The following is an 11,925-nucleotide window of genomic DNA, read 5'->3' on the forward strand; positions in this document are numbered from 1 at the left end:
CGCACGGCCGCTCCGAAGGCTCATAGCACCGCAGCCCGCAGGGCGGAGGTTGCCTTATAGAGCAGCCTCCGGCGCCGCCGCCGCGCTGCCTGCGCTACTGCACGAAGCCGATCCGGCTGCGCCCCGGGCCGGCGCGCGGCAGGTCCTCGACGCGCACCTCGTCGCGCCCGGCCAGCCGGGCATTGCCGAAGCCCGTCATCAGCGCACGCCGCATCTCACGCGGCGCCAGCGTGGCGAGGTGGTCGAGCACGTCGTCCTGCGGCTCCTCGGCCAGCAGGCGGCCCCAGTCGTGCGCGTTGCGGATCGACGCATAGAGCTGGCGCGCGATCTGCCGGGCCGCCTCGGGCGATGGCGCATCGATCTCGAACACGTTCATGCGATTGAGGATCGGCTCGGGAATGCCGCGGACGTCGTTCGCGGTCGTGACCCAGATCACCTGGCTGGCGTCGATCGGCACCTCGGCGAACTCGTCGACGAAGGCGTGGGCGGTGTCGTGCTCCAGCAGGCCGTAGAGCGCGCCCAGCGGGTCGTACTGCACATCGGCGCCGGCCTTGTCGATCTCGTCGATCACCATCACCGGGTTAGCGTACTGGCCGTCGACCAGGGCCTCGAACACCTTGCCGGGCTTGGCGCCCTTCCACTGCGACGAGGCGCCCGAGAGCAGCCAGCCGGCGGTCATCGAGCTCATCGGCACCAGCGACATCCCGGTGCCCAGCAGCTCGGCCAGGCGCTTGGCGAAATGGGTCTTGCCGATGCCGGGCGGGCCCAGCAGCAGCATGGGCGTTACCTCGAGCCCGTCGCGGCTGTCCTGCGCCAGTGCGACATGGCGCCGCACGTCGTCCAGCACATCCGTGAAGTTGGGTAGCTCGGCGTAGAGCGCGGCCATCTCGGGGACGCCGCTGGGCTTGACCTGGAAGCGCTCGGGGCCGCGTTCGAGCATGCGTTCGTAGGTAGTCCGCAGGTGCTCGTGGTCGCGGTGGGGCAGCTTCGCGAGCTTGCGCTCGACATCGTGCGTGCGGAACACACTGCGCAGATGCGCCACCGGCAACTGAAATGACGAGACAGACGCTGGGGCCAGCTCGCGGGATGGGCGGGAATCCATTTTCAGACCTCCGTTCGATCACACTTTGACACAGCATAAGCCGTGCCCGGTGTCGGCGGTTGTCCAGGTTTTCTCGCTTCGAGGGCTTTTAAGCGGGTCAGACGCCGCCCTGGGGATGCGTCGGGTCGACCCAGAGCACCGATTCAGGCTTCTCGACCGGCTCGATGTCGAGGTTGATGGCCACGGCCTCGCCGTCGCTGCGGCATAGCACGCACTCGAGCGGTTCGGTCGGGCTTGCGTTGATTTCCTGGTGCGGCACGTAGGGCGGCACGTAGATGAAGTCGCCCGGGCCAGCCTCAGCGGTGAACTCCAGATGTTCGCCCCAGCGCATCCGGGCACGCCCCCGAACCACGTAGATCACGGATTCCAGATGCCCGTGGTGATGGGCGCCGGTCTTCGCATCGGGGTGGATGGTCACCGTACCGGCCCAGAGCTTCTGGGCGCCGACGCGCGCGAAATTGATCGCTGCGGCGCGGTTCATGCCGGGCGTCTGCGCAGTGTTGGCATCGAGCTGGCTGCCGGGAATCACCCGCACGCCGTCGTGTTTCCAGGCGGCGTTGTGATCATGATCGGAATGTTCGTGGTTCACGATGCGCCTTCATAGCCGGCGAAGCCGGGGCCGCTGGTGTTGCCCCCGGTAGGGGGTGGGCGCCCGACACGAAGTGCGGGCAACCTGGGGGCGAGCAACATCTACGCCGGGCTGCCGTTGAGCATCTGCTGCAGCTCCCCGGATTCGTACATTTCCATCAGGATGTCCGAGCCGCCGACGAATTCGCCCTTGACGTAGAGCTGCGGGATGGTCGGCCAGTTGCTGTATTCCTTGATGCCCTGGCGGATGCCTTCGTCCTCGAGTACGTTGACGGTCTTGAGCGCGCGGGTGTCGACGCCCACTGCCTTGAGGATCTGTATCGCGCGGCCCGAGAAGCCGCACATGGGGAAACTGGCGTTGCCCTTCATGAAGAGCACGAGATCGTTGGTCTTGACGAGATCGTCGATGCGCTGCTGGACGTCGGACATGGGCCTCTCCAAAAAATGAGTTGGGCGGATTATTTCACCGTGCGCCAGATCCCGCCCGAGCAGCGCGCGATGCCTGCCAGGTCGTCGCGGCTTTGCACCTCGGCGAAGCCGCGGCGCGCGAGCAGGGCGCGCACGGACGCTGCCTGGTCGTAGCCATGCTCGAGCAGCAGCCAGCCGCCCTCGCGCAGATGCGCAGGCGCGGCCTCGACGATGCGGCGGATGTCGTCCAGCCCGTCGGCGCCCGACACCAGTGCCCCCAAGGGCTCGTGGCGCAGGGCGGTGAGGTGCGGGTCCTCGGCGGCGACGTAGGGCGGGTTGGAAACAACCAGGTCCAGATCCATCTCCGCGCCTTCGAGCCAGTCGGCCTCGACGAAGCGGACCGCCAGCCCGAGGCGCTGCGCGTTAACACGGGCCACCGCCAGGGCATCGGCGCTGCGATCGACCGCCGTAACCTTGGCATCAGGCCTGGCGTGCTGGATCGCCAGCGCAATCGCGCCGCTGCCGGTGCCCAAGTCGAGCACCACGGGCGAGGTGCGGCCTTGCAGGCATTGCAGCGCCCACTCGACCAGTGTCTCGGTGTCGGGCCGCGGCACCAGCACGCGCGCATCGACCTGCAGGCCGAGCCCGTGGAACTCCTTTTCGCCCACCAGGTAGGCCACCGGCTCGCCGGCCACCCGACGCGCGCACAGCGAGGCGAAGGCCGGCCAGACGGCATCGGCCAGGATGTCGGTGTCGTGCGCCAGCAGCCAGGCGCGGTCACCCGAGTGCCGGCCCAGCACGTGCAGCAGCAACAGCTGGGCGTCGAGCCGCTCCACGCCCAGCGCGGCGGCCGCGGCCAGCATCTGCGCCGCGGTCGATGGCGACTGGCTCTCCGCGGGCGTCATGCCGGCAGGCTGGCTTCCAGCTCGGCCAGCTTCTCGGCCTCGCGCGCCGCGCGCAGGGCGTCCAGCACCTCGCCCAGGTCGCCTTCCATGATCGTCTGGAGCTTGTAGAGCGTGAGGTTGATGCGGTGGTCGGTGAGCCGTCCTTGCGGGAAGTTGTAGGTGCGGATGCGGTCGCTGCGGTCGCCGCTGCCGATCAGGCCCTTGCGCAGCGCCGCATCCTTGGCGGCGCGCTCGCTGCGCTCTTTCTCCTGGATGCGCGCCGACAGCACCTGCAGCGCCTTGGCCTTGTTGCGATGCTGGCTGCGGTCGTCCTGGCACTCGGCCACGATGCCGGTCGGGATGTGCGTGATGCGCACCGCCGAATCGGTCTTGTTGATGTGCTGGCCGCCGGCGCCGCTGGCGCGGTAGGTGTCGATGCGCAGGTCGGCCGGGTTGATCTGCACCGCCTGGGCCTCGTCCGGCTCCGCCAGCACGGCCACCGTGCAGGCGCTGGTGTGGATCCGGCCCTGCGTCTCGGTCGCGGGCACGCGCTGCACCCGGTGGCCGCCGGACTCGAAGCGCAGCCGCCCGAAGACCTCGTCGCCGACCACCCGCACCACCACTTCCTTGAAGCCGCCCAATTCGCTCTCGCTGGCGCTCACGATCTCGCAGCGCCAGCCGGCGCGCTCGGCATGGCGCGTGTACATGCGCAGCAGGTCGCCGGCAAAAAGCGCCGATTCGTCGCCGCCGGTACCGGCCCGGATCTCGAGGAAGGCGTTGCGCGCGTCTTCCGGGTCCTTGGGCAGCAGCAAGCGCTGGAGCTCGTCCTCCAGAGCGGTCAACTCGGCCTCGGCACTGGCGATCTCTTCCTTTGCCATTTCCGCCATGTCCGGGTCGTCCTGCATCTCGCGCGCGGCTGCCAGGTCCGATTCGCGCTGGAGGTACCGCTGGTAGCGGCCAGCCACCTGCGTCACTTCGGCATGCTCGCGCGAGATGTTCCGGTACTGCGTCATGTCGGACATGATGTCCTCGCGCGAGAGCAGGAAGTCGAGTTCGCCGAGGCGTTGCGCGTAGCGCTCGAGTTGATGACGGAGAAAGGGTTTCACTGGAAAGTCTTCGAATGCGGGAGCGGGTACCGAACGCTGAGGCGGTCGGCTGTCCGGCGTCGGATCGCCGGCTTCAGGGCAGCGTCGCTAACGCTCTTTGCGCAGGAACAGCCGCGAGATGGCTTGCGCCGTGTGTTCGCGCGCCGTGGCGTCGCCGGCATGCAGCTCGGCCATGGCGCCGTGCAGCATCTTCTGCGTGAGCCCGCGGGACAGCGCCTCCAGCACGGCCTCCACCGGCTCGCCCTTGGCCAGCAGCTTGCGAGCGCGGCCCAGTTCGGCGGCGCGCCATTCGTCGGCCTGGGCGTTGAGCTGCTGGATCAGCGGCACGCTGCCGCGCTGGTCCAGCCAGTGCATGAAGCTGCGCACCCCGGCGTCGATGATCACCTCGGCCTCGGCCACGGCGGCCTGGCGGCTGGCATGGCCCTGCTGCACGACCTGGGCCAGGTCATCGACGGTGTAGAGGTAGATGTCCTCGAGTGCCTTGACTTCGAGCTCGATGTCCCGCGGCACGGCCAGGTCCACCATGAACATCGGGCGGTGCTTGCGCAGCTTGAGCGCGCGCTCGACCGCGCCCAGGCCTATCAGCGGCAGCGTGCTGGCGGTGCAGCTCACGACGATGTCGAATTCGGCCAGGCGCGCGGGCAGCTCGGCCAGCCGCATGGCCTCGCCGCCGAAGCGCGAGGCCAGCTTCTCGCCGCGTTCCAGCGTGCGGTTGGCGATGACGATGGACTTGGGCTCCCTGGCAGCGAAGTGCGTCGCGGCCAGGTCGATCATCTCGCCCGCGCCGACGAAGAGCACGCGGGTCTGCTTCAAATCCTCGAACAGCTGGGCCGCCAGGCGCACTGCCGCGGCGGCCATGCTGATGGAGTGGGCGCCGATGTCGGTGGCGGTGCGCACCTCCTTGGCGACGGCGAAGGAGCGCTGGAACAGCTGGTTCAGCGTGCTGCCGAGCGCGCCCGCGGTCTCGGCGGCGCGTACCGCGTCCTTCATCTGGCCCAGGATCTGGGCCTCGCCCAGCACCATCGAGTCGAGCCCGCTGGCGACCCGGAAGGCGTGGCGCGCCGCCTTGTCGTCGTGCAGCGCGTAGGCGTGGGAGCGCAGCAGGGCCGGCGCCACGCCGCCGCTCTGGGCCAGCCAGTCGATCGTGTGATCGAGGGCCATGTGGTCCGCTGCGCAGTAGATCTCGGTGCGGTTGCAGGTCGAGATGATCGCCGCTTCCACCTCCGGATGTCGGTGGGTGGTGAAGGAGTTGCGCAGGCTCTGCAGCGTGGGCGCGATCTGGTCGATGGCGAACGCGAAGCGACCGCGCAGATCGAGCGGCGCCGTCGTATGGTTCAAGCCGAGGGCCCAGACTGACATAACCCAGGATTATAAAATCCGCCGCCAGCGGCGCCCGTCCACTCCAGGGATGACCCCGGACTGCCGCTCCCCTTGCCCCTCATGTCTGCGCTCGACCTGCTGATCCACCTGCTCAACTTCGCGGCGCCGGCCTTCTGCGTCGCCCTCCTGCTGACCCTGCTGTTGCGCCTTGCCATGCACCGGCGCAGCGTGGCCGTCAGCCTCTGGATGCAGGTCGCGGTCACCTTCGCGGCCGGGCTGGTGGTCCTGGTCGCCGGCCTGGTCTATTTCGGCCACGACGGGCGCATCGCGACCTATGCCGCCTTGGTGGTGGTGTGCGGCACTACCCAGTGGTGGCTGCTGCGCGGCTGGCGCGGCTGAGGGCGAGCGGGCGCGCTCACTGCGCAAGCGGGGGCACCGGAGGGACCGGCGGGACCGGCGCGGGCGCCGGCGTCGGGCCCTGGGGCGCCGCCGCGGCCGGCGCCACCAGCGGCAGACCCGCTTCCTTGAAGCGATCGAGCATGGTGAACAGGACGTCGCTGCGCACGCCCCCGGCCAGTCGCGGGCTCTGCACGAAAGCAATGGCCTGGAAGATCAGCATGCCGCCCTCGATCCCCTCGAGCGTGACCGAGGGCGCGGGGGCGACCAGCACGCCGCCGTGGTCGGCGCAGGCCGACAGCATCAGTTCTCGCGTCAGCTTGGCATCGGTGGACAGCGGCATCGGCAGCCGGATCAACACGCGGCCCTCGGCGTTGGTGAGGGTCATGTTGCGCACGGTCTTGGTGATGAACTCCGAGTTCGGCACGATCAGCGTGGAGCGGTCGGCCAGCTGGATCTCGGTGGCGCGCACATTGATGCGCCGCACGTCGCCCTCGGCCGTGCCCAGCACCACCCAGTCCCCGACCTTGACCGGCCGCTCGGCCAGCAGGATCAGCCCCGAGATGAAGTTCTGCACGATGGCCTGCAGGCCGAAGCCGATCCCCACCGACAGCGCGCTCGCCACCCAGGCGATGCGCTCGATGCCGATCCCCAGCGCCGAAAGCCCGACCGCGATCACCACGGCGCCGCCCACATAGCCGAGCAGCGTGGTAATCGAGCTCTGCATGCCGGGCTCGAGCGCAGTTTCCGGCAGGTAGCGCGCCTCCAGCCACTTCTTCAGTACGCGCAGGGTGATGAAGCCGACGGCCAGCACCGCGACGGCGCTGAAGATCGCGCCCGGCACCAGCTGGAATTCGCCGATCTTGAGGCCGGTGCCGAACTGGCCGCTGCGCTGGAACACCTCGCCGGGGCCCGTGCCGAGTGGCGTGGCCAGCGCGATCAGCATGTAGAAGAAGAGCGCGACCCGAGCCAGGCCCGAGAGCACCACGGCGGCCTGGTCCAGCGTCCGCGGCGCAAACCCGAAGCTCTTCTGCAGCTTCTGGCCCAGCTCGCTCTTCGAGGCCACCGTGGCCATGAACAGGTCGTCGGCGAACTTGAAGAGCAGGTAAAAGGCTGAGGCGACGATGCCGCTCCAGGTCAGCTGGTTGGCCAGGAAACTGGCCAGCGCGACGTAGCCGATGCCCACCAGCACCCAGATCACAATGACTGCGAGCGCCACGGCGCTCAGCAGGAAGCTGATCCAGAGCGGGCGCTCGGGCTCGCCTGGCGGCGTCTCTCCCGCCTGCGTCGTTGCAGCTTCAGCATGGCGGGCTGCGGCGGGCTCGTGCAGGCGCAGCAGCATCATGCCGATCAGCGCTGTCAGCGCCAGCGCGGTGACCACGTGGGTGGCGACCACGGCCGCGAAGCTAGCGTCGACGATCGCATTGATCTGGCTCGGCACCCAGACCAGCACCCCGATCACGGCCGTGAGCCAGGGGAAAGGCGCGAGCCGCTGGGCCATCGTGTCCGGGATCGGCGGCAGCCGCCACGAGGGCCGCTTGTTGGACAGCAGCGCGCGGCCCAGCCCAACCACGAAGGCGATGAAGATGATGGACTGCACCACCGCCTGACCCAGCTTGCGGATTTGCGGCCCGAGGATCCCGTGACGGTCCAGGGTGGCGAACACGCCCTGCGCCGCCAGCGTGACCAGCAGCACGTTGACGCCCACCACCGCGATCACCAGCAGCGAGCGGCGCAGCCGCCCCGCCGGCAGCACGCGCGTGGCGAGCCGTACCAGCCCGTGTTCGGCCGCCCAGTTGCCCAGCAGTGCGAGCAGCAGCGCCGCGGCCAGGCTGGCCAGCACTGACACGCGATGTGCCGGGTCCATCGCGGTCTCGGCCGCGGCGCGCAGCTCGCTGCGCAGGCTCGCCAGGCGCTCCAGGTCGGCGGGCCACGCGTCGCTGATGTCGAACCAGAATTGGCGGCCCAGGGGCGAAGGCGCGCGCTCCGTGAGCTGCGCTTCGAACAGTTTGCGGCGCTTGGAGAGCAGCTCGCTGCCGCGTTGCTGCGCGTCGACCGTGATCAGCCGCGCCAGGCGGATGTCGGCGTCGAGCGTGTTGCGCTCCTTCAGCAGGGTGGCGCGCTGACGGGTGATGTCGGGGTCCTCGGGGGGAGCGCCCGCAGCCGGCGGGTTGCCCAGTTCGCCAAGCCGTGCGTTGAGGTCGTTGAGCTGGCCCGTGCGGGAGGCGACGAACTTGTCTGCCTGGCCGCCGATGGCGTTGATCCGGCCCAGCAACTCGCGGACCTCCGCGTTGCTTTCGACCGAGCTCGGGATGCTGTCGAGCTGGGTTCGCAGGGCGGCCACCGTTGCCTCCGGCGGGGCGGCGGCATCCTGCGCGAGGACGGCGCTTCCGAGGACGGCGGCGAGCAACAGGGCCGCGAGACGGGGCATCCAGCTCATGGGTCCGATCATAGAAGGGCGTTGCAGCGGCCCCGCGCGGCGCAAGCTCAGGCGGCCGGGCTGAAGCGGTCGACGCGATCGGTCACGATGCCGTCTGTGCCGAGGCCGGTCAGCCAGCGGACCACGGACGCGTCGTTGACGGTGTAGCTCAGCGCGCGCATGCCGGCCGCATGCACCTGCGCCACGGTGGCGGCGTCCCACAAGCTGTAGTTGCAGACGATCGCCGCGCACTCCAGGCGGCGCGCGGTGTCGAGCCAGTCTTCCCGCAGGGTGTCGAGCAGCAGTCCGCGCGGCAGGCCGGGCTGCGTCGCGCGCGCGCCCTCGAGCGACTCGGGCGAGAAGGAGGTCAGGAAGGGCGGCGCAATCCCGGTGTCCACCCAGAGCGTGGCCGCCAGTTGCGCAACCACCTCGCCGGTGCGGCGCTCGACGCCCGGCGTGGGCTTGATCTCGATGTCGAGCAGGTGGCGGTTGGCCAGGCAGAAGCGGATCAGCGCTTCGAGCGTGGGCATGGGCTCGCCGGCGTAGCGGCGCGAGTGCCAGGCACCCGCATCGAGCTGGGCGAGCGCGCTCCACGGCTGCTCGCCCGCGATGCCGCGGCCGTTGCTGGTGCGCTCGAGGGTGCTGTCATGAAGCAGGAAGGGAACGCCGTCGGCGCTGAGCTTGGCATCGCACTCGAACATGCGGTAGCCGTGCTCCGCGCCCAGGCGAAAGGCGGCGAGGGTGTTTTCCGGGGCCAGCCTGCCTGCGCCGCGATGAGCGATCCAGAAAGGGTAGGGCCAGGGCTTCATACCGCGCGTTTCCCGGAGCCGGCGTCGAACCAATGCAGCTTGTCCTGCCGCGCCGCGATCTTCACCGTGTCGCCCGCGACCGGCGCCGCCTGGCCTTCGTCGGCGCGCACCACCAGTTGCTCGTCCCCGACGCGGCCGTAGATCAGCCGCTCGGCACCCAGCAGCTCGACGTACTCGACCTGCACCGACCAGCCGTCGGTGTCGAGCGTGAGATGCTCCGGGCGGATGCCGAGGATCATCCCCGGGCGCACGCCCGGCGCGTGTTTGAGCAGGTTCATCGGCGGCGAGCCGATGAAGCCGGCCACGAAGGTGGTGGCCGGGCGCGCATACACCTCCTCGGGCGTACCGAACTGGTCCATCACGCCGGCGTTCATCACGATGATGCGCTGCGCAAGCGTCATCGCCTCGACCTGGTCGTGCGTCACGAAGAGCGAGGTGATGCCCAACTCGCGGTGCAGCTTCTGGATCTCCAGCCGGGTCTGGGCGCGCAGCTTGGCGTCCAGGTTGGACAGCGGCTCGTCGAACAGGAAGACCTGCGGCTGCCGCACGATCGCGCGGCCCATGGCCACCCGCTGGCGCTGGCCGCCCGAAAGCTCGCGCGGCTTGCGCTGGAGCAGATGGCCGAGCTCGAGGATCTTGGCGGCCTTGTCCACGCGCGCCTTGATCTCCTCCTTGGGCACCTTCGCAATCTTGAGCCCATAGGCCATGTTGTCGAAGTTCGTCATGTGCGGGTAGAGCGCGTAGTTCTGGAACACCATCGCGATGTCGCGCCGCGCCGGTTCGATGTTGTTCACCACGCGGTTGCCGATGGCGATCTCGCCCGCGCTGATTTCCTCCAGGCCCGCGACCATGCGCAGGAGCGTGGATTTGCCGCAGCCCGAGGGCCCGACGATGACGACGAATTCGCCATCCTTGACGTCGGCCGAGACGCCGTGGATGACCTGGTTGGCCTTGGCCCCGTGGCCGTAGCGCTTGATGACGTTGCGAAGAGAGATGGCAGCCATTGCGTCGTTGCTTCTTTGTCGGTTATTTCTCTGTATCCACGAGGCCCTTGACGAACCAGCGCTGCATCAGCACCACCACGATCACCGGCGGCACAAGCGCCAGGATTGCCGTGGCCATCACCAGGTTCCAGTCCACCGCGGCATCGCCCGAGGCGATCATTCGCTTGATGCCGATCACCACCGGATACATGTCCTCGCTGGTGGTGGCCAGGAGCGGCCACAGGTACTGATTCCAGCCGTAGATGAACTGGATCACGAACAGCGCCGCGATCGAGGTCTGCGACAGCGGCACCAGGATGTCCTTGAAGAAGCGCATCGGCCCGGCGCCGTCCATGCGTGCCGCTTCTACCAGCTCGTCGGGCACGCTCAGGAAGAACTGCCGGAACAGGAAAGTGGCGGTGGCCGAAGCGATCAGCGGCACCGTCAGCCCCGCGTAGGTGTTGAGCATGTTGAGGTCTGCCAGCACCTTGTAGGTCGGCAGGATGCGCACCTCCACCGGCAGCATCAGGGTCACGAAGATCATCCAGAAGACGATCTTCTTGAACGGGAAGCGAAAGTACACGATGGCGAAGGCCGACAGCAGCGAGATCGCGATCTTGCCGATGCTGATGACCAGCGCCGTGACCAGGCTGATCCACATCATGCGGCCCACTACCACGCGCGCGCCCTGGGTATCGGCGCCGAGCAAGGCGGCGCTGTAGTTCTCGAACATGTGGCCGCCCGGCAGGAGCGGCATGGGCACCTGCAGGATCGCGTCGCGCGTGTGAGTGGACGCCACGAAGGCCAGGTAGATGGGGAAGGCCACGATGGCGATGCCCAGGATCAGCACCACATGCGACAGGACGGTGAGGCCGGGGCGGCGTTCAACCATGGTGTTGCCTCAGGGGGAAGGGGAGGGAAGGGGCGACGGAGTGGGCGGCCATCAGTACTGGACCTTCTTTTCAACGTAGCGGAACTGGATCACCGTCAGCGCGACGACGATCACCATCAGCACTACCGACTGCGCGGCCGAGCCGCCCAGGTCCAGCGCCTTGAAGCCGTCGTGCCACACCTTGTAGACCAGGATCGCGGTGTCGCGTCCCGGTCCGCCTTCGGTCGTCGCATGCACGATCGCGAAGGTGTCGAAGAAGGCGTAGACGATGTTGATCACCAGCAGGAAGAAGGTGGTGGGCGACAGCAGCGGGAACTGGATGGTGGCGAAGCGCCGCAGCGGCCCGGCGCCGTCGATGGAGGCGGCCTCGATCAGTGCCTTGGGGATGGACTGCAGGCCGGCCAGGAAGAACAGGAAGTTGTAGGAGATCTGCTTCCACACGGCGGCCACCACGATCAGCGTCAGCGCCTGGTTGGAGTTGAGCAGGTGGTTCCAGTCCACACCGATGTAGCGCAGAAAGTACGACACCACCCCGATGCTGGGCGAGAACATGAACACCCACAGCACGCCCGCAATGGCGGGCGCCACCGCGTAGGGAATGATCAGGAAGGTCTTGTAGACCAGGCCGCCTCGCAGGATCCGGTCGGCGAAGATGGCCAGCATCAACGACAGCGCGATGCCGCTGCCGGCCACCAGAACTGAAAAGAGTGCCGTGACCTTGAAGGACTCGACGTAGGCCGGATCGTCGAACAGGGTCTGGAAGTTCTCCAGGCCGACGAAGGCGGTGGAGGTGCCGAAGGCGTCCTCCGACTGCAGCGATTGCCAGATGGCCTGGCTGGCCGGCCAGAAGAAGAACACCAGGATCACCGCCATCTGCGGCGCGACCAGCAGCCACGGCAGCCACGCCGACCGGAAAAGAACGCGTTTCTCCATATCCCTCCAAACCCTCGAAAACGAAACGCCCGCCCTCGGTCTTCCGATAAGGGCGGGCGTGCGAGTCTACTGCGGCACCCACCTC

12 protein-coding genes are annotated in these 11,925 nt (G+C 68.4%); 1 reads left to right on the plus strand and 11 read right to left on the minus strand.

Translation table 11 applies throughout. The features are described 5' to 3' along the window. Positions 1-94: 94 nt before the first annotated feature. The 6 genes from E5P3_RS08480 to hemA form a co-directional block, all read right to left on the minus strand. Positions 95-1,102, minus strand: a complete 1,008-nt coding sequence (locus E5P3_RS08480; protein WP_162585568.1) for an AAA family ATPase — start codon at positions 1,100-1,102, stop codon at positions 95-97. 97 nt (positions 1,103-1,199) lie between these two features. Beyond that, a complete protein-coding gene (locus E5P3_RS08485) occupies positions 1,200-1,691 on the minus strand; it encodes a cupin domain-containing protein (protein WP_197893948.1) in 492 nt (163 codons plus the stop codon). 101 nt (positions 1,692-1,792) lie between these two features. After that, on the minus strand, positions 1,793-2,119 hold the full coding sequence (gene grxD / locus E5P3_RS08490; RefSeq protein ID WP_162585569.1) for a Grx4 family monothiol glutaredoxin: 327 nt from the start codon (positions 2,117-2,119) through the stop codon (positions 1,793-1,795). 29 nt (positions 2,120-2,148) lie between these two features. Continuing rightward, on the minus strand, positions 2,149-3,003 hold the full coding sequence (gene prmC / locus E5P3_RS08495) for a peptide chain release factor N(5)-glutamine methyltransferase (RefSeq protein WP_162585570.1): 855 nt from the start codon (positions 3,001-3,003) through the stop codon (positions 2,149-2,151). Then, a complete protein-coding gene (gene prfA, locus E5P3_RS08500; RefSeq protein WP_162585571.1) occupies positions 3,000-4,088 on the minus strand; it encodes a peptide chain release factor 1 in 1,089 nt (362 codons plus the stop codon). The genes prmC and prfA overlap by 4 nt, the downstream gene beginning before the upstream one ends. Before the next feature lie 87 nt (positions 4,089-4,175). Beyond that, positions 4,176-5,447, minus strand: coding sequence for a glutamyl-tRNA reductase (hemA, locus tag E5P3_RS08505; RefSeq protein ID WP_162585572.1), 1,272 nt, complete (start codon positions 5,445-5,447; stop codon positions 4,176-4,178). A gap of 81 nt (positions 5,448-5,528) precedes the next feature. On the opposite strand from hemA, the gene E5P3_RS08510 reads away from it, so the two are divergent. Continuing rightward, a complete protein-coding gene (locus tag E5P3_RS08510; RefSeq protein ID WP_162589594.1) occupies positions 5,529-5,807 on the plus strand; it encodes a hypothetical protein in 279 nt (92 codons plus the stop codon). Between the two features lie 16 nt (positions 5,808-5,823). Here the strand turns inward: E5P3_RS08510 and E5P3_RS08515 are convergent, their stop codons facing one another. Genes E5P3_RS08515 through ugpA form a run of 5 tightly spaced genes read right to left on the minus strand, consistent with a single transcriptional unit; the run spans position 5,824 to position 11,840 of the window. After that, positions 5,824-8,244: a DUF3772 domain-containing protein gene (locus E5P3_RS08515; RefSeq protein ID WP_232073050.1), complete on the minus strand. Its 2,421-nt coding sequence runs from the start codon at positions 8,242-8,244 to the stop codon at positions 5,824-5,826. 47 nt (positions 8,245-8,291) lie between these two features. Then, on the minus strand, positions 8,292-9,032 hold the full coding sequence (gene ugpQ / locus E5P3_RS08520) for a glycerophosphodiester phosphodiesterase (RefSeq protein WP_162585574.1): 741 nt from the start codon (positions 9,030-9,032) through the stop codon (positions 8,292-8,294). After that, complete coding sequence (ugpC, locus tag E5P3_RS08525; RefSeq protein ID WP_162585575.1) at positions 9,029-10,036, minus strand: sn-glycerol-3-phosphate ABC transporter ATP-binding protein UgpC; 1,008 nt, start codon at positions 10,034-10,036, stop codon at positions 9,029-9,031. Before ugpC ends, ugpQ begins: the two co-directional genes overlap by 4 nt. 22 nt (positions 10,037-10,058) lie before the next feature. Beyond that, a complete protein-coding gene (gene ugpE / locus E5P3_RS08530) occupies positions 10,059-10,907 on the minus strand; it encodes a sn-glycerol-3-phosphate ABC transporter permease UgpE (protein WP_162585576.1) in 849 nt (282 codons plus the stop codon). A 51-nt stretch (positions 10,908-10,958) separates the two neighbouring features. After that, positions 10,959-11,840: a sn-glycerol-3-phosphate ABC transporter permease UgpA gene (gene ugpA / locus E5P3_RS08535; protein WP_162585577.1), complete on the minus strand. Its 882-nt coding sequence runs from the start codon at positions 11,838-11,840 to the stop codon at positions 10,959-10,961. Between the last annotated feature and the right edge of the window lie 85 nt (positions 11,841-11,925).

The organism is Variovorax sp. RA8, assembly GCF_901827175.1.
GTDB lineage: Bacteria > Pseudomonadota > Gammaproteobacteria > Burkholderiales > Burkholderiaceae_C > Variovorax.

Coding starts and splice junctions, on each gene's coding strand:
- E5P3_RS08480 (WP_162585568.1), bottom strand. CDS start 1,102: ATGGATTCCCGCCCATCCCGCGAGCTGGCCCCAGCGTCTGTCTCGTCA.
- grxD (WP_162585569.1), bottom strand. CDS start 2,119: ATGTCCGACGTCCAGCAGCGCATCGACGATCTCGTCAAGACCAACGAT.
- prmC (WP_162585570.1), bottom strand. CDS start 3,003: ATGACGCCCGCGGAGAGCCAGTCGCCATCGACCGCGGCGCAGATGCTG.
- hemA (WP_162585572.1), bottom strand. CDS start 5,447: ATGTCAGTCTGGGCCCTCGGCTTGAACCATACGACGGCGCCGCTCGAT.
- E5P3_RS08510 (WP_162589594.1), top strand. CDS start 5,529: ATGTCTGCGCTCGACCTGCTGATCCACCTGCTCAACTTCGCGGCGCCG.
- E5P3_RS08515 (WP_232073050.1), bottom strand. CDS start 8,244: ATGAGCTGGATGCCCCGTCTCGCGGCCCTGTTGCTCGCCGCCGTCCTC.
- ugpQ (WP_162585574.1), bottom strand. CDS start 9,032: ATGAAGCCCTGGCCCTACCCTTTCTGGATCGCTCATCGCGGCGCAGGC.
- ugpC (WP_162585575.1), bottom strand. CDS start 10,036: ATGGCTGCCATCTCTCTTCGCAACGTCATCAAGCGCTACGGCCACGGG.
- ugpE (WP_162585576.1), bottom strand. CDS start 10,907: ATGGTTGAACGCCGCCCCGGCCTCACCGTCCTGTCGCATGTGGTGCTG.
- ugpA (WP_162585577.1), bottom strand. CDS start 11,840: ATGGAGAAACGCGTTCTTTTCCGGTCGGCGTGGCTGCCGTGGCTGCTG.